The organism is Streptomyces sp. NBC_00435 (genome assembly GCF_036014235.1).
Taxonomy (GTDB): Bacteria; Actinomycetota; Actinomycetes; order Streptomycetales; family Streptomycetaceae; genus Streptomyces.
Genome location: NZ_CP107925.1, coordinates 128,455 through 154,264, shown reverse-complemented (window position 1 = coordinate 154,264; position 25,810 = coordinate 128,455). Strand labels below are relative to the sequence as shown.

24 protein-coding genes and 2 pseudogenes are annotated in these 25,810 nt (G+C 72.3%); 17 read left to right on the top strand and 9 right to left on the bottom strand.

Annotated elements, in window-relative coordinates; translation table 11 throughout:
* The first annotated feature begins 38 nt into the window (after positions 1 to 38).
* Positions 39 to 1,376, top strand: a complete 1,338-nt coding sequence (locus tag OG389_RS36515; RefSeq protein ID WP_328304691.1) for an AMP-binding protein — start codon at positions 39 to 41, stop codon at positions 1,374 to 1,376.
* A 67-nt stretch (positions 1,377 to 1,443) separates the two neighbouring features.
* On the opposite strand, the gene OG389_RS36510 is transcribed toward OG389_RS36515, so the two are convergent.
* Entirely contained in the window at positions 1,444 to 1,899 is a 456-nt protein-coding gene (locus tag OG389_RS36510; RefSeq protein WP_328304689.1) for a MarR family transcriptional regulator, read from the bottom strand.
* A gap of 166 nt (positions 1,900 to 2,065) precedes the next feature.
* Between OG389_RS36510 and OG389_RS36505 the strand changes: the two genes are divergently transcribed.
* On the top strand, positions 2,066 to 2,929 hold the full coding sequence (locus tag OG389_RS36505; protein ID WP_328304687.1) for an alpha/beta fold hydrolase: 864 nt from the start codon (positions 2,066 to 2,068) through the stop codon (positions 2,927 to 2,929).
* Between the two features lie 24 nt (positions 2,930 to 2,953).
* On the opposite strand, the gene OG389_RS36500 is transcribed toward OG389_RS36505, so the two are convergent.
* The gene (locus OG389_RS36500) at positions 2,954 to 3,235 is read right to left on the bottom strand and encodes a hypothetical protein (RefSeq protein WP_328304685.1); all 282 of its coding nucleotides are present in this window, start codon (positions 3,233 to 3,235) and stop codon (positions 2,954 to 2,956) included.
* Here OG389_RS36500 and OG389_RS36495 point away from each other — a divergent pair.
* A pseudogene (locus tag OG389_RS36495) lies at positions 3,213 to 4,109 on the top strand (MFS transporter); the annotation flags it as partial. The gene OG389_RS36500 and the pseudogene OG389_RS36495 sit on opposite strands and share 23 nt — an antisense overlap.
* Before the next feature lie 79 nt (positions 4,110 to 4,188).
* Positions 4,189 to 5,082, top strand: a complete 894-nt coding sequence (locus OG389_RS36490) for a DMT family transporter (protein ID WP_328304683.1) — start codon at positions 4,189 to 4,191, stop codon at positions 5,080 to 5,082.
* Here OG389_RS36490 and OG389_RS36485 read toward each other — a convergent pair.
* From OG389_RS36485 to OG389_RS36465, 5 genes and pseudogenes are all read right to left on the bottom strand, one after another.
* Entirely contained in the window at positions 5,079 to 5,300 is a 222-nt protein-coding gene (locus OG389_RS36485; protein WP_328304681.1) for a hypothetical protein, read from the bottom strand. The genes OG389_RS36490 and OG389_RS36485 overlap by 4 nt on opposite strands.
* Complete coding sequence (locus OG389_RS36480) at positions 5,297 to 5,734, bottom strand: GNAT family N-acetyltransferase (protein WP_328304735.1); 438 nt, start codon at positions 5,732 to 5,734, stop codon at positions 5,297 to 5,299. The genes OG389_RS36485 and OG389_RS36480 overlap by 4 nt, the downstream gene beginning before the upstream one ends.
* A 24-nt stretch (positions 5,735 to 5,758) precedes the next feature.
* A pseudogene (locus tag OG389_RS36475) lies at positions 5,759 to 6,457 on the bottom strand (alpha/beta fold hydrolase); the annotation flags it as partial.
* Positions 6,458 to 6,466: 9 nt separating this feature from the next.
* The gene (locus OG389_RS36470; RefSeq protein WP_328304679.1) at positions 6,467 to 7,486 is read right to left on the bottom strand and encodes an endonuclease/exonuclease/phosphatase family protein; all 1,020 of its coding nucleotides are present in this window, start codon (positions 7,484 to 7,486) and stop codon (positions 6,467 to 6,469) included.
* A 585-nt stretch (positions 7,487 to 8,071) separates the two neighbouring features.
* Positions 8,072 to 9,064, bottom strand: coding sequence for an NAD-dependent epimerase/dehydratase family protein (locus OG389_RS36465; protein WP_328304677.1), 993 nt, complete (start codon positions 9,062 to 9,064; stop codon positions 8,072 to 8,074).
* Positions 9,065 to 9,415: 351 nt separating this feature from the next.
* On the opposite strand from OG389_RS36465, the gene OG389_RS36460 reads away from it, so the two are divergent.
* The 8 genes from OG389_RS36460 (at position 9,416) to OG389_RS36425 (ending at position 20,109) form a co-directional block, all read left to right on the top strand.
* Complete coding sequence (locus tag OG389_RS36460) at positions 9,416 to 9,922, top strand: tetratricopeptide repeat protein (RefSeq protein WP_328304675.1); 507 nt, start codon at positions 9,416 to 9,418, stop codon at positions 9,920 to 9,922.
* A gap of 399 nt (positions 9,923 to 10,321) precedes the next feature.
* On the top strand, positions 10,322 to 11,512 hold the full coding sequence (locus OG389_RS36455) for a cupin domain-containing protein (protein WP_328304673.1): 1,191 nt from the start codon (positions 10,322 to 10,324) through the stop codon (positions 11,510 to 11,512).
* A gap of 99 nt (positions 11,513 to 11,611) precedes the next feature.
* Entirely contained in the window at positions 11,612 to 12,847 is a 1,236-nt protein-coding gene (locus OG389_RS36450; protein ID WP_328304671.1) for a cupin domain-containing protein, read from the top strand.
* Positions 12,844 to 14,166 (top strand): MFS transporter, encoded by a 1,323-nt coding sequence (locus OG389_RS36445; RefSeq protein ID WP_328304669.1) that lies wholly within the window; start codon positions 12,844 to 12,846, stop codon positions 14,164 to 14,166. The genes OG389_RS36450 and OG389_RS36445 overlap by 4 nt, the downstream gene beginning before the upstream one ends.
* On the top strand, positions 14,166 to 16,142 hold the full coding sequence (locus OG389_RS36440) for a M13 family metallopeptidase (protein ID WP_328304667.1): 1,977 nt from the start codon (positions 14,166 to 14,168) through the stop codon (positions 16,140 to 16,142). Before OG389_RS36445 ends, OG389_RS36440 begins: the two co-directional genes overlap by 1 nt.
* A gap of 17 nt (positions 16,143 to 16,159) precedes the next feature.
* Entirely contained in the window at positions 16,160 to 18,124 is a 1,965-nt protein-coding gene (locus tag OG389_RS36435) for a S9 family peptidase (protein ID WP_328304665.1), read from the top strand.
* Between the two features lie 59 nt (positions 18,125 to 18,183).
* On the top strand, positions 18,184 to 19,524 hold the full coding sequence (locus OG389_RS36430) for a Zn-dependent hydrolase (RefSeq protein ID WP_328304663.1): 1,341 nt from the start codon (positions 18,184 to 18,186) through the stop codon (positions 19,522 to 19,524).
* Between the two features lie 6 nt (positions 19,525 to 19,530).
* Positions 19,531 to 20,109, top strand: a complete 579-nt coding sequence (locus tag OG389_RS36425; RefSeq protein WP_328304661.1) for a TIGR00730 family Rossman fold protein — start codon at positions 19,531 to 19,533, stop codon at positions 20,107 to 20,109.
* A 20-nt stretch (positions 20,110 to 20,129) separates the two neighbouring features.
* On the opposite strand, the gene OG389_RS36420 is transcribed toward OG389_RS36425, so the two are convergent.
* Entirely contained in the window at positions 20,130 to 21,128 is a 999-nt protein-coding gene (locus tag OG389_RS36420) for a helix-turn-helix transcriptional regulator (RefSeq protein WP_328304659.1), read from the bottom strand.
* 207 nt (positions 21,129 to 21,335) lie between these two features.
* Here OG389_RS36420 and OG389_RS36415 point away from each other — a divergent pair, with 207 nt between their 5' ends.
* The 5 genes from OG389_RS36415 (at position 21,336) to OG389_RS36395 (ending at position 24,976) form a co-directional block, all read left to right on the top strand.
* Positions 21,336 to 21,656 carry a hypothetical protein gene (locus tag OG389_RS36415; RefSeq protein ID WP_328304657.1) on the top strand — a complete coding sequence of 107 codons (321 nt, stop codon included), beginning with the start codon at positions 21,336 to 21,338 and terminating at the stop codon, positions 21,654 to 21,656.
* 179 nt (positions 21,657 to 21,835) lie between these two features.
* Positions 21,836 to 22,018, top strand: a complete 183-nt coding sequence (locus OG389_RS36410; protein WP_328304655.1) for a hypothetical protein — start codon at positions 21,836 to 21,838, stop codon at positions 22,016 to 22,018.
* Positions 22,019 to 22,059: 41 nt separating this feature from the next.
* Complete coding sequence (locus OG389_RS36405) at positions 22,060 to 23,097, top strand: ParB/RepB/Spo0J family partition protein (RefSeq protein ID WP_328304653.1); 1,038 nt, start codon at positions 22,060 to 22,062, stop codon at positions 23,095 to 23,097.
* Between the two features lie 76 nt (positions 23,098 to 23,173).
* The gene (gene gatA / locus OG389_RS36400) at positions 23,174 to 24,670 is read left to right on the top strand and encodes an Asp-tRNA(Asn)/Glu-tRNA(Gln) amidotransferase subunit GatA (RefSeq protein WP_328304651.1); all 1,497 of its coding nucleotides are present in this window, start codon (positions 23,174 to 23,176) and stop codon (positions 24,668 to 24,670) included.
* A 30-nt stretch (positions 24,671 to 24,700) separates the two neighbouring features.
* Entirely contained in the window at positions 24,701 to 24,976 is a 276-nt protein-coding gene (locus tag OG389_RS36395; RefSeq protein WP_328304649.1) for a hypothetical protein, read from the top strand.
* A gap of 62 nt (positions 24,977 to 25,038) precedes the next feature.
* Here OG389_RS36395 and OG389_RS36390 read toward each other — a convergent pair whose 3' ends face one another.
* On the bottom strand, positions 25,039 to 25,803 hold the full coding sequence (locus OG389_RS36390) for an SDR family NAD(P)-dependent oxidoreductase (RefSeq protein WP_328304646.1): 765 nt from the start codon (positions 25,801 to 25,803) through the stop codon (positions 25,039 to 25,041).
* Positions 25,804 to 25,810 lie beyond the last annotated feature (7 nt).

Sequence of the window (25,810 nt, the reverse complement as noted above, 5' to 3'; positions counted from 1 at the left end):
GCTTGCTCGGCCTTGGCCACGTTGTGTAGGGGGAGACAGTGCTGACCGCGCTCACCGGTGTTCACGGAGACCGGCCCGACGCCCTGCGGGTGGCCGGGCGGGCCGCTTCCTACGAGGAGTTGCTCGGTGCGGCCCGGGCGGTGGCGGCCGATGTCGCCGGGGCGCCCGCCTTCGCGGTGACCGCTACCGCTTCCCTGGAGACCGTCGCCGCTGTGGTCGGCGGGTTGCTGGCCGGGGTGCCCTTCGTACCGCTGCCGCCCGACGCGGGGCCGGCCGAGCGCGAGCACATCCTGCGGGACTCCGGTGCGGTGCTCGTCGACGTGGACTTCGACCGGCGCGGTCAGTACGCGGGCTCTTCCGTGGTCTCCGGCCGGCCCGCGCTGATCCTCTACACCTCCGGCACCACCGGGCCGCCCAAGGGTGTCGTCCTCACCGCCGAGGCCGTCGCCGCCGACCTCGACGCCCTCGCCGAGGCCTGGCAGTGGAGCGCCGAGGACACCCTCGTGCACGGGCTGCCGCTGTTCCACGTGCACGGGCTGGTGCTCGGTGTGCTCGGCGCCCTGCGCACCGGCAGCCGTCTCGTGCACACCGGTCGGCCCACCCCCGAGGCCTACGCGCAGGCCGGCGGGAGCCTGTACTTCGGGGTGCCGACCGTGTGGTCCCGCATCGCGGGCGCACCGGAGGCCGCCGCCGCGCTCGGCGGGGCCCGGCTGCTGGTGTCCGGGAGCGCCGCGCTGCCCGCGCCGGTGTTCCGGGACCTGGAGCGGCTGACCGGATTGCGGCCCGTGGAGCGGTACGGGATGACCGAGACGCTGATCACCGTCAGCGGGCGCGCGGGCGGGGAGGTGCGGCCGGGTACGGTCGGCACCCCGCTCACCGGCATCCGTACGCGGATCGCGGCGGAGGCGGGCGCGGAGATCGGCGAGCTCCAGCTCACCGGGCCGACACTGTTCTCCGGGTACCTGGGCCGGCCGGAGGCCACGGCCGCCGCGTACACGGAGGACGGGTGGTTCCGTACGGGGGACATCGCGGCCGTCGACGAGGCCGATGGCGTACACCGGATCGTGGGCCGGGCCTCCATCGACATGATCAAGTCGGGCGGCTACCGGATCGGCGCGGGCGAGATCGAGAACGCGCTGCTCGATCACCCCAAGGTGAGCGAGGCGGCGGTGGTCGGGCTGCCCGACGTGGACCTCGGGCAGCGGATCGTGGCCTTCGTGGTGGCCGAGGGCGTCACGGGCCGGGAGCTCACGGATTTCGTCGCCGCGCACCTGTCCGTGCACAAGAGGCCGCGCGAGGTGCGGTTCGTGGCGGCCATTCCGCGCAACGCGATGGGAAAGCCGCAGAAGAAGCTGCTTCTGACGGCTGACGGCTGACGGCTGACACGGATCGGCGGTGCGGGAGTTGGCCCACGGCTGAAGGCGGGCGGTGGGGCGGACCGGGTCAGCGGGTGTCGCGGATCACCAAATGGCGGGCCAGGACTTCCAGGGCCCGGGTCAGCTCCGGCAGGCTGTCGGCTTCGGTCTCGCCCAGGGCGCGGGCGAGGGCTTCCTCGACCTTCGACGTCCCGGCGGCGCGTACGGCGGCGACGCGCGCGGAGGCTCCGGGCGCCGGGCGGACCAGCGTGCGGCGGCGGTCGGCCGGGTCGGGCGCGGTTTCCACGGAGCCGGCTTCGCGCAGGCGGGCGACGGCGGTGGAGACCTGGCTCTGCGGGAAGCCGGTGCGCTGGGCCGTCTCGCCGACGGTGGTGTCCGGGTGCGCGGCGATGTCACCGGCCACGATCACGACGGAGCGGGTGCTGCCGGCGTACTGGCCCGGGCCGCCGGGGGGCTCGGGCAGGGCTTCCTCGCCGATCTTCATCAAGGCCCGGCCGAGCAGGAACAGTTCGATCGCATCCACGGCGTCACGGTACATCGAAGGAGATGCATCTTTTTTGATCCATCTATATTGATGTATCTGTTTCGATGGGTTAGCTTGGTTGTAGAGGGCGAAGGGCGAAGGGCGAAGGTCCGGGCCCGCCGTCGCATCGCATCGCACGCTGTAGGAGCTGTCAGAAGGGGTTGCCATGTCTGTTGTCACGTCCGTCGCCGCCGGGTCCGCCGTCACCGGAACCCTGCCGGTTCCAGGTGCCGTGCTCCACTACCGACTCGAGGGCTCCGGGCCGCTGTTGCTCATCTCCCAGAGCGGGGAGGGGGACGCCGACCGCACGGTCGATCTCGTCCCGCACCTTGCCGATGACTTCACCGTGCTGACCTACGACCGTCGTGGGCTCTCGCGCAGCCGACTGGAGGAGGCCGGTCGGACCACGTCCCTCGCCGAGCACGCGAACGACGTGCACCGGCTGCTGGCAGCCGTCACCGACGAGCCGGCCCTGATGCTCGGGTGCAGCCTCGGGGCCGTCATAGGCCTGCACTTGGCCGTCCGGCACCCGGAGCAGCTGAGCACCCTGATCGCGCACGAGCCGGTCGCCCCGCGGCTGCTGCCCGAGGGGGAGCGGGCCCATCACGAGGCGGAGCTGGAGGGGTTGCAGGCCTGCTACCGCGCGGGCGGACTCGAAGCCGCCTTCCCGGAGATGGCTCGGGTCCTCGGCATAGACCTCTCCCGGCGCGATGTGGAGGCGGGCCTGACGCCGCAGCCTCTGGACGGCCGCCGGCATGCCAACTTCGACTACTTCATCGAGCACGACTTCACGGCGGTCATCGAGGACACCCTCGACACCGAGGCCCTCGCCCGGACCTCGACCCGAGTCATCCCCGCCCTGGGCGCCGCCACGCCGTCCACTGTCTTCGACCATCAGTGCGCCGTGAGACTGGCGGCCCTGCTGGACACGGAGATAACCGTCTTCCCGGGAAGGCACAACGGCAACACCACGCACCCCCGGGGCTATGCGGAGCGGCTGCGGGAGCTGCTCGGCGCCTCCTGCGCCTGATCCCCGGGAGGCCGGGGTGGGGGCTCAGCGGGGGAGGCGCAGGGCGAGGCCGTCCAGGACCACGTCCAGGCCGTAGGCGAACTTGGTGTCGCGGATGGCTACGGGGTCCAGCACCTCGGTCGTGGTGGCGGCGTAGGCCTCCGACAGGTGGTCGTGGCCGGCCGCGGCCTCCTGGGCGGCGGGCATCAGGCGGGCGATGAAGCCGGCCTCGGTCTCTCCGGAGCGCGCGACCGTGACGAGCCAGGCGGCCTCCGTGGTGCTGATGCCGATGACGTACGACAGGACCGTGTCGATCTGGTGGATCATCGAGGTCCCGCAGCACGGCGCCTTCGGCGGCCGCTCCGAGATCACGCTGGTCGTCGCGGTCGTCGCGGTCGTCGCGGTCGTCGCGGTCGTCGGGGTCGTCGTCTGGGAGAACGTCACCCCCGCGCCGATGGTGCCGCTGGTCCTGTTCAAGCACCGCAACTTCAGCGGCGGATCGCTCTCGCTGACGCTCGTCCAGATCGGCAACGGCGGCCTGCTGCTGGTCCTGACCCAGTACCTGCAGTTCGTCCTCGGCTACTCGCCCGTCAAGGCAGGCCTCGCGTTCGTTCCGCTCGCCGTCGCCGCACTCATCGGCAACGGGGCCGGTGCCGGGCTCGCCGCCAAGATCGGCAACCGGCTGCTGGTACTGGCTGGCATGATCGCCATGGTCGCGGCCTTCGCCCTGCTGGCCACCGTCTTCGCCGACACCGGATTCGCCGTCCCCGCCATCGCGCTCGGCCTCCTCGGTCTCGGCGCCGGTCTCGCGATGCCCGCCGCGGTCGGCGCGCTGATGGGCACCATCCCGCAGGAGAAGGCGGGCGTCGGCTCCGCCCTGAACGACACCATCCAGCAGGCTGGTACCGCCCTCGGCATGGCCATCCTCGGCTCGCTCCTGACCAGCGGATTCACCAAGCGGATGCCGGCCGACGCCCCCGAGGCGGCCAGGCAGTCGATCGGTGGCGCACTGGCCGTCTCGAAGGGGGACACCGGCCTGGTCCACGCCGCCCGGGAGGCGTTCACCTCCTCGATGTCCACCACCTTCACCATCAGCGCGATCGGTGTCCTCGCCGCGGCGGTCCTCGCCACCCTCGTCATGCGGGACCCCAAGCCCGAACCCGCCGCGGCCCCCGCGGAGGAGAAGGAACTCGTCGCCTGATCCCCTCGCGCGGCGTGCAAGGGCCGGTGCCCCCGGAAAGGGCACCGGGCCTTTGGTGTTGGGCAGGTAGCTTGCTCGCATGGAAAAGACGTCTGATGAGGTCAGGACCGACCGGCGGGCACTGGCGGCCGCAGGTGTGACCGTGGTGCTGTGGGCCTCCGCGTTCGTTTCCATCCGGTCCGCGGCCGCGCATTTCGGGCCCGGTGCGCTCGCGTTCGGGCGGCTCCTGACGGCCTCGGTCGCGCTCGGGCTGGTGCTGCTCGTCAAGCGGGTGCCGCCGCCGCCGAAGCAGGCGTGGCCCGGGATCCTGATCTCGGGGGTGCTCTGGTTCGGCCTCTACATGGTGACGCTGAACTGGGGCGAGCAGCTCGTGGACGCCGGTACCGCGGCCATGGTGGTCAACATCGGCCCGCTCGTGATCGCCCTGCTCAGCGGATGGCTGCTGAAGGAAGGGTTCCCGCCCATGCTGCTCGCGGGCATGGCCGTCTCCTTCGCCGGCGCAGTGCTGGTCGGGCTGTCCACCTCCCACGGCGGATCCGCCTCGCTGGGCGGGGTCCTGCTCTGTCTGGTCGCCGCGCTCACGTACGGGGCGGGGGTGGTCGCGCAGAAGCCGGCGCTGGCGTACGCGAGCCCGATCCAGGTGACCACGTACGGCTGTTTCGTCGGTACGGCCGTGACGCTGCCCTTCGCGCTCCAACTTGCCGACCAGCTGCCCGGCGCCCCGCTCGACGCCATCCTCAACATGGTCTACCTGGGGCTCTTCCCGACCGCGCTCGCCTTCACCACCTGGACGTACGCGCTGTCGCGGACCACCGCCGGGAAGATGGGGGCGACGACCTACGCGGTGCCCGCCGTGGTGGTGCTCATCGCCTGGATCGCCCTCGACGAGATCCCGGCCGCGCTCACCCTGCTGGGCGGTGCGGTCTGCCTGGCCGGTGTCGCCGTCTCGCGCAAGCGCCGGGCCCGGTCCTAGGTGTGCATCTGCCGGAGCTTGATTACACCGGGGCTCCCCGGCCGGCCCCGGAAGGGGGCGCGGACGCCGGTCATCTCGAGGAAGGCGAAGCCGCCGGAGAGGTGGAGCGAGGTCGCCGCCATGCCGGCCCGTCTGCCGTCAGGGCCGAGGGCGAGGACGATGCCGCGCGGATCGTAGGAGGGCACGTCGAGTTCGAGGCGGACCCTGCGGTCGCTCACGCGAGGCGCAGGTCTATGAAGGGCACCGTGTCGCCGGGCAGGACGTAGCGGTCGAACTCGACGAAGCCCGCCTTGTGCGCGAAGGACAGGCCCTCCGGGTTGGAGGCCAGGACGACGGTCTCGATGACCTCGGCGCCGAGCTCCCGGGCTTGCACCAGTCCGTAGGCGTAGAGGCTGCGGCCGAAGCCCCGGCCCCGGTACGCGGGCAGGATGCGGGCGATCACGGTGGCGGTCGGGGAGCCGGCTGCTGGGGGGCGGACCGTCATGCAGCCGACGAGGGTGTCGCCGAAGTGGGCCACGTGCAGGACGTTGCGCGCGGAGCGCTCCCGTACCTCTTCGAGCGAGAGGACGGCCGTCGGGACGATCAGGTTGTGGACGTGACGCCAGTCGTGCAGTGCCGCTTCGGAGTCGGCGTGCACCCGGACGGTGCGCAGGCCGGCCGCGGGTGACGGATCGTCCTGAGCGGCCGCGTCGAGGAGGACAAGGGCCAGGGCGGACGGGGCGGAGAACATCGGCCAGTGGCCCGTGTCCAGGGTGGTCAGGTGCCAGTCCGGGCCGGCGGCCAGGAGATCCGCCACGGCGGGATGCGGTTCGGCGCCGTCCAGGAGGCACTTGACGTAGGTCGCGGGCAGCTCGCAGAGCGGGTGGGTCAGTACGGCAGGTTCGGTGAGGGTGGCCCCGGGGTGCGGGGTCGAGCCGGCGAGGATCCGGGCGATCTGGTGGTCGTCGAGGCCCTGGCCCGCGTAGTCGGCGGCCTGCAGGGGTGGCCAGAAGCCGCCGTTCGCGGCGATCGCGGCCTCCACCGAGGCCCGGCCGTCCGGCCAGCCGGAGACGAACGACTCGTCCTGGGCGGGGACGTTGGCGTCGACGAAGACCACGCGGTTGAGGCGGGCGCCGATGCGTTCGGCGGCCTGGCCGACCGGGATGCCGGAGTAACTGTGGCCCACCAGGACGACATCGCGCAGACCGAGCCGGTCGATGGCGTCGACGATGTCCGTGACGTGAGTCTGCTGGCCGGCCGGGATGCCCCGCCTCTCCGCGAGGCCGGACAGGGTCAGCGCGTGGACCTCGTGGCCGGCCGCGCGGAGTTCGCCGGCCACCTCGTCCCATGCCGCTGCTCCGAGCCAGGCGCCTGCCACCAGTACGAATTCAGTCATGTAAGTACGTTAATCGAACCGGATCTCGGCTGTGAGGGGCAAGTGATCGCTGCCGGTGGCGGGGAGCGCACGGACCCGGGTGACCGTTCCCGAGCGGGCCAGGACCTGGTCGATCCGGGCCAGGGGGAAGGAGGCGGGCCAGGTGAACGCGAAGCCGGTGGGGCCGGTGGCGGGGTCGGGGGTGTTCATCCTTGCCGCGCGGAGCGGGGCCAGTGCGCGGTCGTCGGTGGTGCTGTTGAGGTCCCCCAGCAGGACGACGCGGTCGGCGGGTTCCGCGGTGAGTACGGAGCCGAGCAGGACGGCGCTCTCGTCGCGGCGGGCCGAGCCGAAGCCGGTGGGGCCCAGGCGCAGGGAGGGCAGGTGGACGACATACACGGCGACGGGGCCGCGCGGGGTGGCGGCGGTGGCGCGCAGGGCGCGGTTCCAGTCCGGGCCGAGGGAGGCCGGCCGGATGTCGACGGGGCGTACATCGGTGAGCGGGTACTTCGACCACAGGCCGACCGTGCCGTGGGTGGCGTGGTGGGGGTAGCCGGCGGCCAGGGCGGCGGTGAACGCCGTGACGGCGGCGGGGGTCAGCTCCTCGACGGCGATGAGGTCGGGGTCGGTGGCGGCGAGGGCACTGGCCGTGCGGGAGGGGTCCGGGTTCTCGTCACTGATGTTGTGCTGGACGGTGGTGAGGTCGGGGTGGTGGGCGGTGCCGGGGGTGGTGTGGGGAGCGGTGTGGGGGAGGAGGCTGCCGAACTGGCCCAGCCAGGCGGCTGTGGGGAGGAGGAGCGCGAGTGCGGTGGCCGCGGAGCGGCGGAGCAGGGCGCGGATGAGGAGGAGGGGGACGGCCAGACCGAGCCAGGGGAGGAACGTTTCCAGGAGGCTGCCGGGATGGCCCGGGGTGTTCGGGACGAGGGAGGGGAACGCGAGGAGGGCGGCGAGGAGTACGGAGAAGGCCGCGGCCCAGGGGAGTTGGCGAGGGTGGGGTGTGGGGCGGGGGTGGATGCTGCCCGTGGGGGTGGGGGGTGGGTCCGCCTTTGGCATACGGCTGTTCCTGTTCCTGTCCCTGGTCCTGGTCCTGCTGGTCCTGTTCCGGGGCGGCGGGGTGGGTGGGGTGCCGCCGCACGGTACGACGACGCCGGGGGGTGGGATCCGGTTCCCCGGGTGGTGGGTGAGGGCGGGCGGGGTCCCTGCGGGGCCGTTCCCCCGCCCCGCCCCTTCCCGAAACCGGGGCTGCGCCCCGGGACCGCTTTGGGGCTGCGCCCCTAGCCCCCTGGGGCTGGGTCTTCGGGTTGGGTTGCGCCGTTACTCCCCGGGGCGCCTTTGGGTCGGGCTGTGCCGTCAACCGCTCTGGGAGCGCGCCCCTTCTGGGGCTGCGCCGCCTTGGTTGGGCTGTGTCTCCAGCCCTTTGGGCTGCGGGCCCGGGTAGGGCTGCGCCGCTGACCCCTGGGAGTGTGCCCCTCCTGGCGCCCCGCCCCCTGGTTGGGCTGCGCCCCGACTCCTGGTAGTGCCGCACCTTTGGGTTGGGCCGCGTCCTCCGTGGTTGGGCTGTGTCTCCCCGTTGGAGTGGCCCCGCCCCCGGTTGGGCCTGGTCCTGGGGTGGTTCGTTCCGGGTTTGGGTGGGGTGTGTCAGGGGTGGGTGAGGTGGGTGCGGTACCAGGGGGTGGCTTGGGGGAGGAGGGACAGGGGGGTGGGGGTGGGGGTGAGGGTGGTCAGGTGCCAGAGGGGGGCGGAGAGCTGGTGGTAGTCGCGGGCCAGGAGGGAGAACTGGCGTTCCGTCACCCGGCCGGGACGTGCGCGGAGTTCCTTCAGGCAGCGGTCCCAAGGCCAGTCCTCTTCCACCGCGGGCAGGATCCCCTCGGCAGCCAGTGCCGAGAGGAGTTCGCCGGTCGTCACCGGGGTGGGGTGGCTCGCGTGGTGGATCCCGGCCGGGAGGGCGTGCGGGGTCGTGGCCAGGGCGTCTATCAGGCGGGCCAGTTCGGTGACGTCGACCACCGAGAGCAGCGCGTTGCCGCCGTCCCAGCGGGCCGGGACACGGCTGACGAGTTCGGCCAGGGCCGGCACCACCCAGCGGTCCCCGGCGCCCAGCACCAGGCCGGGCCGCAGGACGGTCCCGCCGGCGGCCAGGACCGGGGCTTCCGCCTCGAGGCGGGTGCGGCTCGCGGCGGAGACGGGGTCCGGGGCGACCTCGTCGACCTCGATCCCGCGGTGCGGGCGGTTCCCGTAGACCGCCGCCGTGGACAGGTGGACGAGACGGCGTACTCCCGCCCGCGCGGCCTCCGCCAGGAGGGCCGCGCCGCCCTCGACGTTGATCGCGCGGCACCGCTCCTCGTCCGGACCGATGTAGGAGGCCAGGTTCACCAGCGCGGCCGCGCCCTCGCAGACCCCGTGCAGCGAGCCGGGGTCGCCCAGGTCCGCCCGCACCCACTCCACGCCGTCGCGCACCGCGCCGGGAGTGCGGGCGAGGGCCCGTACGCGGACTCCGGGGCGGCGCACCAGGGCGTTCAGGGCGGCGGCGCCGATGAAGCCGGTGGCGCCCGTCAGGACGATCACCCGGGGCCTGCCGGGCGTGCCGGGCGTGCCGGGCCTGCCGGGCGTGCCCGGTGTGTCGGATATCTGCATGGGGGGATTTTATCTATGTGGGGGGAGTGGGGACGGAGTGGGTGCGGGTGGTGTTCAACTGTTGCTCGGTCGCAGTTGAACGCGTTGACCCGGAGCGGTGTCCGCGGGCATTCTTCTGCCATCGGCGGGGAAAACCCCGGCGAGAATGACCAGGCAGATGGGAAGTGAATCTCATGGAGAACGTCGACTTCGACGACATCGAGTTCATCGAGACCGCCGAGGAGCTCCTCGCGACCTCGTACTACAAGAACATCCAGTAATTCTCGTTCTTGCAGTAATGCCTGCGTGAAGGGCGGCGTCGATTCGGACGCCGCCCCTTCGCGATTTCTGAATCAGATATGAGGGATTGGGATGACAGTGGCGGACGGCAGCATCGGATCGGTTTGGGAAGAGCGTGTGGCCGCGCTCTGGGAGCAGCTGGACGACCACAAGGAAGAGGATTTCCTCGCCGCGGTGGAGGCCCTGGCCGGGGAATTGGAGCCCGGCGACGTACGGGGGCTCTTCGAGCGCGCCTGCGCGTACGACTCGACCGGCCACAGCGACCTGGCCGCGCCGTTGTACCGGGAGGCGCTCGCCGGCGGGCTGAGCGGGGTGCGGCGCCGGCGGGCCGTCATCCAGATGGCCAGCTCGATCCGCAACCTCGGCCGCGCGGCCGAGAGCGTAGATCTGCTGGAGACCGAACGGGCTGCGGGGACGGACCTCCTCGACGACGCCGTGGTCGGGTTCCTCGCCCTGGCCCTGGCCGACACCGGGCGGGAGCGCGAGGCGCTGTCGCTCGCCCTCGTGGCGCTGGCCCGGCACCTGCCGCGCTACAACCGCTCCCTCGCCAACTACGCCGGTGAGCTGGTCGGCGAATGATGTGAACGGCTAATGGGTGTTTTGGGAGGAAGGTGCGAGGCGCGGCCCTGGTCTTTGACCGGGGCCGTTTTGCTTTCCCGGTGCTCGGGCGGGTGCCACGTTCAACCGCGTTGCCGGCGTGCAGTTGAACGGCGTTGACCCGTTTCATGGGCCCGGGCATTCTCTTCTCACCGGCCGGGAAAACCCGGACGGACAGGAAGAAGAATCAGAAGGGAAGTGAATCTCATGGAGAACGTCGACTTCGACGACATCGAGTTCATCGAGACGGCCGAGGAGCTCCTCGCGACCTCGTACTACAAGAACATCCAGTAATTGTTCTTGAAGTAGCGCTGTGGCGGAGGGCGGCGCCGTGAGGCGCCGCCCCTCCCCCGCGGCCCGATCATTTTCGAGGAGCTTGGCATGGCTGACTACGCATTCGCGGATCTGGTGGGGGACGAGCAGGTCTTCTTCACCGAATACTTCAACAAGAAGCCCATGCTGCGGAAGAACGCCGTGCCGGGAGACCCGCGCGACATCCTCTCGCACCGGAAGCTGGACCAGCTGGTCAACCTGGAGGTTGTCCGGCCGCCTTACATCAAGGTCAACCTCAAGGGCAACGGCGTCCCCGAGCAGGGGTACACCCGCAACGTGGTCGTCCAGGGCCAGACCATCACCGACGTGGTCGACCCCGAGAAGATCTACGAGCTCTTCCGGGCCGGCGCGACCGTCACTTGGTGCTCGCTCAACCAGATCGTCCCGGAACTGCGCGACTTCACCCGCGTCATCAGCGAGCGGATGGCGGTGCGCACCGACTCGGTGGCGTTCCTGACGCCCACCGGCAAGAAGGGGTACCCGCCCCACCACGACCCGGTCGACCTCTTCATCGTCCAGCTCGAGGGCACCAAGCACTGGAAGCTGTGGAACCCGCCGGCCGACCGCCTCGGGGACAACGCCCAGTACACCCTCGAAGGACTGGGGGAACCGGACATCGAGGTCTCGCTGCAGCCCGGCGACGTCCTCTACCTCCCTTACGGCACTCCGCACGCCGCGGCCGCCGAGGGCAAGGCCTCGCTGCACCTGTCCGTCATGATGCGCCCGCGCATGTGGAAGGACCTGCTGCGCCAGACCGTCGAGGAGCTCATCGCCGCGGACGAGTTCAACGCGTACCCCTACATCGGGGAACTGCGCTCGCCCGAGGTGGAGACCGGCTTCGGCGAGAAGATCGCCGCGCTTGCCGCGCGGTTGGAGACGGTGGCCGCCGGCGCCGAGCTGGACCGCCTCGCGGACCTCGGCCGGCACATGGAGGGCAGCTCCGAGGGCCGCACCTTCCAGTCCATCGCGGACATGGACGAGCTCGGGCCGGACGCCCGGCTCAAGCGCGGCAGCGCGCCCCTGGAGTTCGGGGTAAGCGACAACGGCCGGACCCAGATGACCGTCAACGGTCACAAGATCGCGGTACCCACACCGATCGCCGACACCCTGGCCGCGCTCGGCCCGGACGCGTCGATCGCGGCGTCCCTCATCTTCCCCGGAGTGGACGCGCTCCGTTCGACGAAGGCCGCGCAAGGACTCACCCGGCTGGGTGTGTTCGAACTGGCCGCGGCCGGCTGACGAGCTGCCGGTACCGGACGTGACCCGCCGCGGACCACCGGACCATCCCCCTGGTGGTCCGCGGCGGGCGTCCCCGTGCACGACTGGAGGCAAGAGACGGTGGAGACGTACTCCTTCGAGGATTTCGTCGGCGACCGGGACGTTTTCCTCGCCGAGCATTTCAACAAGAAGCCGCTGCTGCGCAAAGGGGCGCTCACGGGCCGGCTCGACGGCCTGCCCTCCGTGCGCCAGCTCGACGACGTACTGGCCCTGGAGACCACTCCGCCCTCCTACCTCCGGGTGACCAAGGGCGGCAAAGGCGTGCCCAGCGGCGCCTACACGCGGACCGTGGCACGCGGCGCCGCGCTCGCCGAGGCGGTGAGCCCGGAGAAGGTGTACGAACTGTTCCGCTCGGGCTCCACCGTCACCTGGAACGCCCTGCACCACGTGCTCCCCTCGGCCCGCCGGCTGCTGCGTCCCTTCACGGAGACCTTCGCCTGTGAGGGGGAGGTGGTCCTGTTCGTCACTCCCGCTCGCAACGACGGGTTCTCTCCGCATCACGATTCGATCGACGTGTACGTCGTCCAGGTCGACGGCACCAAGACCTGGCGGGTGTGGGCGACCCCGGAGGTCCGCCGGGGCGACGAGGGCTCTTACACGGCCGAGGAGCTCGGCGAGCCCGTCATCGAGGTGACGCTGGCCCCCGGCGACGTGCTGTACGTGCCGCACGGCACCCCGCACGCGGCCGCCGCGAAGAGCGAGCTGTCCCTGCACCTGTCCGTCGGGATCGAGCCGAGGCGCTGGCGCGACCTGCTGAAGGACACCGTCGCGGCCGTGGTCGAGGACGAGGCGTTCCATGCCTTCCCGTACCTCGCCGATGGGGACGACGCCGCCGGCGCCGCCGGGCTGAGCCGGCAGATCGAACTCCTCCGGGACCGGCTCGCGCGCCTGGAGCCCGTCTCGGAGGCCAAGCGTCTCGCGGGGGTGGGCCGCGAGCGCAACGGATCCGACCGCGGCCGGGAGTTCGCCCGGCTGCACTCCGTCGACGGGCTGACCGCCGACTCGCTGGTGCGGCGCAGCGCCGCCCCGGTGGAGATCGGGGACAGCGACGGGACGAAGACCGGGATCCGGGTGGGCGGGCACCGGCTCGCGGTGCCCGACGCCGTCGCGCGGTCGCTGCGCGAGCTCGACGGGGGCCGGCCGGTCGCCACCTCCGAGTTCTTCCCCGGCGTGGACGCGGCCCGCTCGCTGAGCGCGGCCCGGGGCCTCGCCCGGATCGGCGTGCTGGAAGCCGCGGTCCTCGAAGAAGCGCCCGCAGTCCTCGAAGCATCCGCAGTCGAAGAGAAGAGGAAGTGAGCCACGAGATGGCCATCGACACGAGAACTCCGGCCACCACCGAGGCCCCGCCGCCCTCCCGGCGGGCCTGGCGCGAGGTGTACGTCCTCGCCGGGATGCGCGGGCTGTCCTTCGCGGGCGACATCGCCGCCGAGACGGCCATCGCCCTCCAACTGCAGGCCCAGGGCGCGGGCTCCTATGCCGTCATGGCGCTGCTGCTGTCCGCGACCGTCCCGCCCGTCCTGCTGTCGCCGCTGACCGGCCGGTTCGCCGACCGCTTCGACAGCCGCAACCTCATCGTGGCCGTCGGTGCGCTGCAGGCCCTGATCTGCGTGGCCATGACCATCTGGACCTCTCCGGTCGTCCTGATCGGGCTCTCCGCGCTGCTGTCCTCCGGACTCGCCTTCACCCACCCGGTGTTCGGCGCCCTGCCGAGCGCGATCGTCGGCAAGGAGAACGTGCCGCGCGCCTCGTCGATCTCGCAGACCACCGCCATGGCGGGCATGGTCGCCGCTCCCGGGATCGCCGGCATCCTCATCGGCCGCTTCGGGATCTCCGTCCCGCTGCTGATCGACGCGCTGAGCTTCGCCGCGGTCGTGGCGGGCGGCCTGTTCATCAAGACCCGGCTGCACAAGGACCGCGGTTCCGCGAAGGCGGCCGGCGGGGAGGGCGACGAGCCCGCGAAGGCCCCGTACAAGGTGACGTCCGACCGCTTCCTGACGGCCGTGCTCATCCTCAGCGGAGCCGTGATGGCGGCCGCGAGCATCATCAACGTCCTCATCGTCTTCTACGTCCGCGAGGGCTTCGGCGCCTCCGAGGAGACCTTCGGTCTGATCATGTCGGCCTGGATGCTCGGTCTGATCCCCGGCGGGATGCTGGTGCGCCGCGCGAAGAACCTGCGCTACGAGACCATCCTGATCGGCACGTTCCTGTGCATCGCGGTGGCCATCCTCGGTACCGGGCTCGCCCCCGGCGTCTGGTGGATCGTCCCCTTCTACGTCCTCGGCGGCATCGGCAACGGGGCCCAGGCGACCGTGACGCACATCCTGCTCAACGTCCGGGTGCCCGACACGCACCGCGGCCGCGCCTTCGCCGCGCTGGGAGCCGTCTCCAACACCGGGCCCGCCATCGGCTACGTGGTCGGCGGAGCGGCGATGAGCCTGATGGCCCCGCGCTACGGCTTCCTCGCCGCCGGGGTGTTCTGCCTCCTCGCACTGGCCGCCTTCAGCGGCCGGGTCCTGAAGTCGGCCGACGCGGACCGTGCCGACGCGGATCGGGCCGACGCGGATCGGGCCGACGCCGACCGCGCCGACGCCGACAGCAAGGCAGAGGCACTCTGATGACGGTGGTCTCGGAACCGGCCGCGGGCGCCCCCGCCCTCCCGGACGACGTGGAACTCGACCTCTCCGTACGGCCCCAGGACGACTTCTACCAGTTCGTGAACGGGCACTGGACGGACACCTACGTCCTGCCCGCGCACCGGGCCGAGGCCACCACCCTGACCCTCCTGTCCGACCGGGCCGAGGCCGACGCGGAGGCCGTGATCCTGCGCGCCGCCGGAGGGACGGCCCAGGACCCGACCAGCCGGCGCATCGCCGATCTGTACGCCAGCTTCATGGACGAGGACCGGATCGAGGAGCTCGGCGCCGCCGGGGCCTTCGCCGCCGACCTCGAAACGGTCCGCGCGGCCGCCGATCCGACCGAACTCGCCGCCGTGCTCGGCCGGTTGCAGGCCCAGGGGGTCGGCGGGGCGGTGGATTTCACGGTCGCCGTGGACACCGCCGAGGCCGACGGGTACGTACTGGTCCTCTCACAGGCCGGGCTGGGCCTGCCGGCCGCGGCCTACGCGGAAGGGCAGGGCGGGGAGACGCGCGGTCGCTACCTCGGCCACCTCGCGGTGATGTGGGCACACGCCGGACTCCCCGAGCCCGCCGGCTCCGCCGCCGGGGTACTGGCCATGGAGACCGGGCTCGCCGCCCGGCACGCCCCGCAGCGGCCCGGCGCGCAGCCGCGGCCGCTGTCCCTGACCGCCGCCGAACTGGCGGGCCGGGCGGGCGGGTTCCCCTGGGGGGCCTGGCTGGCCGGGCTGGGCGGCGTACCGGACGGGGCGACCGTGCGGATGCGCCAGCCCGGGTTCCTCGACGAACTGGACGCCTGGTGGACCGGGCACTCGCTGGACGAGCTCAAGCGGTGGGTCTGCTGGCGGTACGTGCACGAGATGGTGCCCTTCGGGCCGCGCCAGGTCTTCGCCGACAACTTCGCCTTCTACGGGCAGCTGCTCAACGGGTTCACCGAGCCGAGGCCGCGCCGCATCCGGGCCGTCTCCTTCGTCGAGACCTTCCTCGGCGACGCGGTCGGCGAGCGGTACGTCGCCGAGCACCTGGCCCCGGGCACGGTGGAGGCCGCGACGGAGCTGGTCCGCGCGCTGACGGACGCCTACCGGCGGCGCCTGGAGCGGGCCGGCTGGATGTCCGGGGCCACCCGGGAAGCGGCGCTGCGCAAGCTCGACGGGATGGTGTTCGAGATCGGCCACCCGCGGGCGGCCGCGGCCGCGGGTCCGGCGGGCGCGGATCCGGGCTTCGACCCCGCCGACCTGGTGGGCAACGTCAAGCGCGGGCGGGCCCGGCACATCGCCGGGGAACTGGTGCGGCTCGGCGGCCCGGTCGACCGCTCCGAGTGGAAGATCCACCCGCACCAGGTGACCGCGTACTACCGGCACGGGCTCAACCAGGTCGTCGTCCCCGCGGGCCTGCTCCAGCCGCCGGTCTTCGACCCGGCGGGCGACCCGGCACGCAACTTCGCGGTGCTCGGCGCGATCATCGGCCACGAGATGTCGCACGCCTTCGACAACCGGGGCTCGCGCTACGACGGGCAGGGCCGGCTGCGCGACTGGTGGGCGCCGGCCGACCGGGCCGAGTTCACCCGGCGGACCGCGCTGCTGGTCGCCCAGTACGACGGCTACGAGCCGGCCGCGCTGCCCGGACGCCGGGTCAGCGGCGCCCGCACGGTCGGCGAGAACATGGCCGACATCGCCGGAGTCACCGTCGCGCTCGACGCGTACGGCGCGCATGCGGGCGGCGTCCTCGACACCGCCCGGACCAGGGTGTTCCTCCTGCACTGGGCCACCATGTGGCGGGCCCGGACCACGCCGGCCCGGCTCGCCGAGCGGCTCGCCTCGCCCCGGCATCCGCATCCGCCCGCCGAGTTCCGGTGCAACGGCGTGCTCGGCCACCTCGACGCCTTCTACGAGGCGTTCGACGTGCGGCCCGGCGACGCGCTGTTCCTCGCCCCCGCTTCCCGCTTCTCCCTCCTGTGACTCTGTGAGGCCACGCCATGCTTCCTGCTGACATCGAGCTGCTGCCCGTGCTCGGGCCGCCCGCCCTCTCCCCCGACGGCCGCCACGTCGTCTTCGAGGTCACCCGTCCCGTCCTGGAGGCGGACGACTACACCACGGAGCTGCTGATCGCGGACACCAGCGGGGCCAGTGCGCCGCGCCGCCTGACCCAGGGCGCCTACGACGGCTGCCCGGCCTTCTCGCCCGACGGACGCTTCCTCGCCTTCCAGCGCCCGGGCGCGCACGGCCGCGCGCAGATACACCTGCTCCCGATGGACGGCGGCGGCGAGGCCTTCCCCGTCACCGACCACCCGATGGGCGCGGGCGCGCCCGTGTGGAGCCCCGACTCCACGCGGATCGCGTACACCAGCCGGATCCCCGACGCGGGCCGCTACCAGGGCCCGGCCGAGGCGGAGGCGCCGCGCCGGATCACCACGCTGCTCTACCAGATGGACGGTTTCGGCTACACCGCCGACCGGCCCCGACAGGTCTTCGTGACGGATCCCTTCGACGGGGCGGCCGCCGCCGTCCAGGTCACCGAAGGCCCGTACGACCACATGGACCTGGCCTGGAGCCCGGCGGGCGACCAGCTGGTCTTCGTCTGCGCCCGGCACGAGGAGGCCGGCGACGACTCCCGCAACGACATCTGGGCGGTGGCCCCCGACGGCACCGGCCTGCGGCCGCTGACGCACGGCGGGATGTACCTCTTCACCCCGCGCTTCGTCGCCGACGGCGCCTCCGTCGTCTTCGTGGGCTCCGAGCTCGACAAGTTCAACCACTCCTGCGCGACCGCCACGTACGGCCTGTGGACGGTTCCGGTCTCCGCCCCCGGCACCCTGCTGCCCGCCGCGGACGGATCGGGCGCCCCGCGCCGGCTCACCGACGGCGCCCACCACCTCAGCTTCGCCAGTCAGATGATCCGACCGGCCGCCGACGGCGTGTACTTCGCGGGCGACCGGCGCGGCGAGGTCAACCTGGTCCTCGTCCCCTACGACGGCTCCGAGCCGACGGCGGTCGTCACCGGTCCCCGGCAGGTCAACGGCTACGCGGTCGCCGAGACCCCGGCCGGCCCCGTCGTCGCGATGGTGGTCACCAGCGCCACGAGCGCCGGCGACCTGGTCGTGCTGAGCGGCGGCACCGAGCGGACGCTGACCTCCTACGGACGCGAACTGACCGGGCGCACCTCACTGCTGCCGATGCGGGAGTTCACCGCCACGGCGCCCGACGGGTACGGGCTGCAGGGCTGGGTGGTGCGCCCCGAGGGCCCCGGCCCGCACCCGGTGATCTTCCAGGTCAAGGGCGGCCCCTTCACCCAGTGGGGCTACACGCTCAACGGACCGGCCGCCTTCGACGAGGCACAGGTCTACGCGAGCGCGGGCTACGCGGTCGTGCTCGGCAACCCGCGCGGCACCTCCGGCTACGGCGCCGAGCACGGGGCGTACGTACGGGACGACCTGCCGGGGAAGTCGGCCGTGGACCTGCTCGCCCTGCTGGACGCCGCGTTGGAGCAGCCCGAACTCGACGCCACCCGGGTCGGGGTGATGGGCGGATCCTTCGGCGGCTACATGGCGGCCTGGTTCAACGCCCACCACGGGGACCGCTTCAAGGCGATGATCGGCGAGCGCGGCCTGTACGCGATCGACAGCTACGCGGCCACCAGCGACGACGGCGTCGACCTCGCGGTCGCGCTGTACGGAGCCGACCGCGACGGCTGGGCCCGCCAGTCCCCGCTGACGTACGCGGACCGGATGACCACCCCGATGCTGATCATCCAGTCCGAGGAGGACCGGCACTGCCCGCAGGAGCAGGCGCAGCGCCTGTTCACCGAACTGCGCATGCGCGGGGTCCCCGCCGAGATGCTCCTCTTCCCCGGCGAGGGGCACGACATGTCCCGATCCGGACTTCCCAGCCACCGTCTCGCCCGCTTCGCGGCGGTCCTGGAGTGGTGGGGGCGGCACCTGTGAGCGGCGTCGTCGACCTGGCCGTACTCGAAGACCTCAGAACGGACCGGAAGGAAACTGTCATGACCAGCACGCTCGTCCAGCGGGCCGGCGGGCTCTCCGTGGACATCGACGGGGACCGGCTGCTGCGGCGCATCGCCCGCCTCGGGCGGATCGGCCTCGACCCCGGGACGGGCGGGATCACCCGCGAGGGCTTCAGCGCGGCCGACCGCGAGGCACGCGCCTTCCTGATGGACGAGGCGCGCGACGCCGGGCTCGTCCCGTCCGTGGACGCGGCCGGGAACATCGTCATCCGGCCGCGCCACACCCCGCAGGGCGAGGGACGCCAGGCCCTGATGATGGGCTCGCACCTGGACACGGTCGTCAACGCGGGCCGCCTCGACGGGGCGTACGGGGTCCTCGCCGCGCTGGAGGTCGTGCAGAGCTTCGAGGAGTGCGGGATCGACTCCGCCTACGAGCCCGTCGCCGTGGCCTTCGCCAACGAGGAGGGGGCGCTCTTCCCGCAGCCCTTCTGGGGCTCGATGGCGATCGCCGGACGCCTCGCGGGACTGCCCCGCGAGCCCCGCGACCACCAGGGGCGCCGACTGCGCGAGGAACTGCGGCTGGCAGGCGGGGACCTCGACGCGCTGGGCAGCGCGTGCTGGCCGCACGGCTCGGTCGCGGCCTACCTGGAACTCCATGTGGAACAGGGCCCGGTGCTGGAGCGCAGCGGCCGCCGGATCGGCGTGGTCGACGCGATCACCGGCCGCACCGTGCTGACGCTGGAGGTGCGCGGCGCCGCCGGGCACTCGGGGACCAGCCCGATGCGGGGGCGGCGCGACGCGATGGCCGCGGCGGCCCGGGTGGTGCTCGCCGCCGAGCACATCGCCGGGGAGCGTGGGCTGTGCCGGGTGGCGACGGTGGGCCGGATCGACCCCCACCCCAACACCCCGAACACGATCGCCGGATCGGTACGGATGACCGTGGACCTGCGGGACACCGACGTGTGGAAGGCCGCGGCCGCCGAGGAGACCCTGCGCCGGATGCTCGACGCGATCGCGGAAAGCACCGGCACCGAGATCGAGGTGGTCGCCGAGACCCGCTCCGACCCGGTCTCCACGAGCGAGGTGCTGCGCGCCGCGATCGAGCGGAGCGCGGACGAACTGGGTCTGGCGCACGAGGTGCTGCCCAGCGGTGCCGGGCACGACGCGCAGATGGTCGCCGACATCGCCCCCATCGGAATGATCTTCGTGCCGAGCCTGGGCGGCATCAGCCACGTGCCCGAGGAGGACACGGCGCCGGAGGACCTGGTCGCCGGGGCCCGGGTGCTCTTCCGTACGGCGCTGCGCACCATCGGGATCAGTCCCGCCGCCCGTCTGTCCCCTGCACAGCCCGCCAACGAGCTGAACACCACCGGGAGTTGAGGAGTCATGGAGACGCTGGTCAGCAAGAGTGAGCGCATCGCGGTGTTCTGCGGTGCCAGGCCGGGGGTCCGCCAGGACCATGTGGACTTCGCGCACGGCTTCGGCCGGGCCCTCGCCGGGCGCGGCCTCGACCTGGTCTACGGCGCCGGCGGCGTCGGGGTCATGGGCGCCGTCGCGGACGGGGTGCTGAGCGGGGGCGGAGCGGTGACCGGAGTGGTGCCGCGCGCCCTGCACGAGCGGGAGCGGGCCGACCGGGCGCGGGGGGCGATCTTCGTCGTGCGGTCCATGCACGAGCGCAAGGCGCTCATGTACCGGCTCTCGAACGGGTTCGCCGTGCTGCCCGGCGGCATCGGAACCCTCGACGAGCTGATGGAGGTGGCCACGTGGAACCAGCTCTCCCTGATGGAGAAGCCGATCGTGGTCGTCAACCACGCGGGGTTCTACGACCCGATGCTCGCCATGCTCGACCACCTGGTGTCGGAGGGGTTCCTGACCGCCGCCGAGCGCCGGCTCATCCGCTGCGCCGACAGCGCCGAGGAGGCGCTGGACCTGCTGGGCGCACCCAGGGCCCTGGCCGCGGCATGACACCCGATGCCGGCTCCGCGCTATTCGGGGCCGGTCGGCAGATAACCGCGCTGCACCGCGTGGACCCCGGCCTGGAAGCGACTTCCGGCCCCGAGGAAGATCATCAGCCCGGAGGCGATACGCCGTGCGGTGCGCGGGGACACCCCCAGCCGGTGGGCGATGGTCTCGTCCGTGCAGCCCTGCGCGAGCAGCCTCAGCGCCTCGGACTGCTGGCGGGTGAGCTCGCCCGGGTCCGGTCTGGGCTGGTCGTCGAGGCAGTCGCCGGACTGCCAGACGCTCTCGAAGAGGGTGTACAAGGTGGCCACCATCCCCTGGGAGGTGACCTCGACCGCGCCGGCCGCGGTGTTCCCGGTGTCCGCCGCGATGATCGCCGAGGTGCGGTCGTAGATGATCATCCGGTTGGGCAGCGAGGGGACGGTCCGCACCTGGGAGCCCTGCTCGACGAGCCAGCGCGCGTACTCCATCGTGTGCGGGCAGCCGCGGATGGAATCGAGGTAGACCGTGCGCATCTGTACCCCGCGCTCCAGCAGCTGCTGGTTGAGCGGTCTGGAGGCGTTCATGTTCTCCGCCGTCTGCGGGCCGCCGGGTGCGAAGGTCAGGAGCTCCTGGGTGACTTGGCCGCGCAGGTTGGCGAGATGGTCGCGGATGGAGTCGAGTCCGTCGAGGTAGCGCACCCCCGGGTCCACACCGGTCGTGCCGCCCCGGCCGTCGTACTCCAGGATGAGCTGCGCGGCCGCCGCCCGGCTCGCCTCCAGGCGCTGCTGGCGGCTGGCGAGGTCCGCCTGCTGGCGGGCGAGCAGGATCTCCATGCCGACGTGCGGGCTGACCGCGTGCAGCTGGGTGGCGTCGTCCGTGGAAGTGCGCACCAGCGCCATCTCGCTGAGCCGGTCCAGGGCGGCGCGGACCGCGTCCGGGGACAGATCGAGCTGACGGCTCAGATCTGCGACGTCCCGGGGTTTGGCGAGAATTCCCCGGTAAACGGATTCGGCGACTGCGTCGAGGCCGAGGAGATCAAGCATCGATGGCGACTCCGGTTCAGAGCCCGGATCCCATGGGGGTTCCAGGCGCTGGTGGGGCACTGGGCTGCGTAATTGCCCTGACGGTACGGGTCGATCGGACCCTCTGCAAGACGGTATCCGGAATCAGCCGGATCGGGTTTCCTACGGCATTTCACTGACTCTCCATTTCGGAAAACATATTCCACTACGGAGCCGGAACTCCCTCCCATGTATCTCGTTCACGTCCATCTGCGGCCCCCGCGCTCCGGCGCCAGGCTTCCCGCGCCGACGGCGGCGGCCATCGCCCGCTGCGCGGCGGGGCGCGACGGGCTGGTCCACGTCAGCGTCCACCCGGATCCCGAAGCGGCCCCGGTGGTCGGGCTGTACGTACGGGCCCCGTCGCTGGCCGCGGCGGAAGCGGCCGCCCGGCGGCTGTGGCTGCACGCGGCCTCGGCGCATTCCGCGCTGGGGGAGTGGCAGCTGGAGCGGGCCGAGGTGCCGCTGCTGCCCGGGAGCGACCCGTGGAGCGATCCCCGGAGCACGATCTGAGCCCGTCCGCAGGTGAATGACCAGCTGTTTGCCGGGAACTGACGTTCCCTTTGGCGAAGCTGGACTGTGTATGCCAAGGCCGGATTGCCCGTCCCGGCTCCCCTTTCCCCGCCGCTCGCGCCGGCAGCAGACTCCTGCCTGTCAGCGAAACACAGGCCGGCTGAAAAGGCGGAAACCACATGTCTTTCGAAATCTCCCGCAGAATCCTCCGAGGCACGGTCGTCACCGGAATTCTCGCCGCCTGCACCGCCTTCGGAGCGGTCGCCGCACACGCCGACACCACCCCCGCCACCACGCCGGCCGCCACCACCACCCAGAACACGCCTGGTCAGCCGGGTCTGGACGACCTCGGCTGGCAGTGACGCCTCCCCTCACCCCGCACCCGATCACCGAGGGGAAGACGATGGACGCAGAAAGCGCAGACCACCTGATCAGGTTCCGGGACGAGGGATATCTCGACCAGCCCGTGGAAAGCGTGCCCACGGACCGGATCGTGGCGGGATTCTCACCCCGCACGGGCGGCGAGGACACCGAGTACGCGAGGACCCTCGCGGAAGCGGAGGGCGAACTGCCCCCCATCCTGGTCCACCGGCCGACCATGCGCGTGATCGACGGCGCCCACCGGCTCCGCGCGGCCGCACTCCGCGGCGAAACCCACGTCCGCGTACGGTACTTCGACGGCGACCAGGGTGAAGCGGAGCTCCTCGCGGTCGCCGCCAACGTCACCCACGGACGGCCCCTGACACCGGCGGACCGGACCGCCGCCGCGGGGCGCGTCTTCGCCTCGCACCCCCGCTGGTCGGACCGTGCGGTCGCGGCCGTCACCGGACTCTCCGCCCGCAAGATCTCCCAGCTGCGCAAGGGCACCGCCGCGGCCGAACCCGCCCACCGCGTCGGCCGGGACGGGCGGGCCCGGCCCACCGACCCCTCCCGCGCCCGGGAACTGGCCGGCGAACTGCTGCGCAGCAACCCGGGTGCCTCCCTGCGCCGGATCGCCGCCGAGGCCGGACTGTCCCCGGCGACCGTGGCCGACGTACGCGACCGCATCCGGCGCGGGGAGGACCCCGTACCGGCCCGGCGTTCGGAGACGGCGACCGCCGCCCGCCGCCGCCCGTCCAACGCCGACCCGATCTCGCTCGCCGCCCGGCGCGGGGCCGCACCCCGCCGTCCCGCGGCGGATCCGGCACCCGCCCCCGACAGGCTGCTGCGCATCTTCGAGTCGCTGCGCCGCGACCCCTCCCTGCGGCTGAGCGAGTCCGGCCGCGACGTCCTGCGCATGCTCGGCGCCTGCGCCCTGGTCGCCCAGCACCGGGAGAAGATCGCGGCGACGCTGCCGTCGCACTGCAAGGAGCCGGTGGCCCAGCTCGTCCAGGGCTACGCGGGCCTGTGGGGGCTGCTGGCCGACGAGCTGGCCTGCACGGAGACGGCCGAAGCCTCGTAATACAGCTGAGGGACGGAGCCCGGCCGCCCTACAGTGGCGCCCGCCCGCCCGGCACGCACAGGCAAGGAAGACGCACATGTGGGACATCATCAGACTCCCGGCCGCCGAGACCGCCGCGAAGATCGCCTCCGGGGAACTCACGGCCGTCGAGGTCACCGAGGCCCATCTGGCCAGGATCGGGGCGACCGACGGGAAGGTCCACGCCTTCCTGCACGTCGACCGTGAGGGCGCCCTCGCGCAGGCGCGCGCCGTCGACGCCAAGCGCGAGGCCGGCGAGAAGCCCGGCCCGCTGGCCGGCGTACCGCTCGCCCTCAAGGACACGTTCACGACCGTCGGGGTCCCGACGACCTGCGGTTCGAAGATCCTCGAAGGATGGATCCCGCCCTACGACGCCACCCTGACGCGGCGGCTCAAGGCGGCCGGTGTGGTCATCCTCGGCAAGACCAACATGGACGAGTTCGCCATGGGTTCCTCGACGGAGAACAGTGCCTACGGGCCCACCGGCAACCCCTGGGACCTGAACCGGGTCCCCGGAGGCTCCGGCGGCGGCTCCGCGGCCGCGCTCGCCGCGTTCCAGGCTCCGCTCGCCGTCGGCACCGACACCGGCGGCTCGATCCGTCAACCGGCCGCACTGACCGGCACCGTCGGGGTGAAGCCCACCTACGGCGGGGTCTCCCGCTACGGGCTGGTCTCGTACTCCTCTTCCCTGGACCAGGGTGGACCGTGCGCCCGCACCGTCCTGGACACCGCGCTCCTGCACGAGGTGATCGCCGGTTACGACCCGCTCGACTCCACCTCCATCGACGCCCCGGTCCCGCCGGTCGTCGAGGCGGCCCGGTCCGGATCGGTCGAGGGCATGAGGGTGGGCGTCGTCAAGCAGTTCGCCGGCGAGGGCTACCAGGATGGCGTGATCTTGAGGTTCCAGGAGTCGGTGGAACTGCTGAGGGAACTCGGCGCCGAGATCGTGGAACTGGACTGCCCGTCCTTCGACCTCGCGCTGGCCGCCTACTACCTGATCGCGCCCTCCGAGGCCTCGTCCAACCTGGCCCGCTTCGACGCGATGCGCTACGGCCTGCGCGTCGGCGACGACACCGCCCGGTCCGCCGAGGAGGTCACCGCGCTGACCCGGGAGGCCGGTTTCGGCGCCGAGGTCAAGCGCCGCATCATCCTCGGCACGTACGCGCTCAGCTCCGGCTACTACGACGCGTACTACGGCTCCGCCCAGAAGGTCCGCACGCTCATCATGCGGGAGTTCGACCGGGCGTTCGCCGAGGTGGACGTCATCGTCTCCCCGACGATGCCGACCACCGCGTTCCCCATCGGCGAGCGGGTCGACGACCCCCTCGCCATGTACCTCGCTGATCTGTGCACCATCCCGACCAACCTGGCCGGCAACTCCGCCATGTCGCTGCCCTGCGGCCTGGCCCCGGAGGACGGCCTCCCGGTCGGACTGCAGATCATCGCCCCGGCGATGAAGGACGACCGGCTCTACCGGGTCGGCGCCGCCGTCGAAGCCGCCTTCGTCCGCCGCTGGGGTCACCCGCTGCTCGACGGGGCCCCGCCACTCGGCTGACCCGCAGGACCCACCAGGAGGAACCCCGCCATGACCGCCATGACCACCGCACACGTCCGCCAGATAGAGGCCCTGCTCTCCCACGACATCTCCGGTGTCGTCGACGCGGTCGTGACCACCTCGCACGACGCCACCGGAGCGGTCGCCTTCCACCTGGTCGTCGGCCCGCCCGACCGCCCGGGCGACTGCGACCGGATCGAGTTCACCCTCGACCCGGAGCACGCCCGCGCGCTCTTCTCCGGCGGGCCCGAGCGCCCGGCGCTGGTGCCTTGCCGCGTCGGTGTCGAGTTCGGCTCGGGCCGCTGACGGACGGCTCCGCCCGCTGACGGCCGGCCGGGGCCGCGCTCAGCGGGCGGTCGGGGCTCCCCTCAGCGGGCGGTCCAGCCGCCGTCCACCGGGACGGTCGCCCCGACGACGAATGACGCCTGGTCGCTGAGGAGCCAGGCGGCCGCGTTCGCGATCTCGCGGGGGTCCGCCGTGCGGGGCAGCGGAGCCATGGCGTGCAACTGCTCCTCGATGCCCGGGTTCAGGTCGAACCACTGGGCCATCATCTCGCTGCGCGTGGTGCCCGGGGCGATGGCGTTGACCCGGACGCCCTGGGCGGAGTACTCGGCGGCGGCCTTCGTCAGACCGATGATCGCGTGCTTCGACGCGATGTACGCGGCGGCCGCCGGAGTGCTGACCAGGCCCGCGACGCTGCTGTTGTTCACGATCGCCCCGCCCTCGGGCAACATCGCGGCGATCTCGTACTTCATGCAGTTCCACGTACCGCGGACGTTGGTGGCCATGACGGCCTCGAAGTCCGCGTCCTCCGTGAGGTGCAGCGGCGCCGGGACGGTGCCCAGCCCCGCGTTGTTGAAGGCGGCGTCCAGACCTCCGAAGAGTTCCACCGCCTTGTCCACGGCTCCCTTGACCTCTTCGGGGTCGGCCACGTCGACGACCGCGTAGGCCGCGGTGAAGCCCTTGCCCGTCAACTCGCGGGTGAGCGCCGCCAGTTCTTCCTCGCGCCGGGCAGTGAGGAGCACTGACGCCCCGTTCTCACAGAACACCCGGGCGGCCGCCGCCCCGATTCCGCTGCTCGCGCCGGTGATCAGGGCACGCCTGCCTACCAGGAGGCCGGTCTTTTCCGTCATGTCAGTC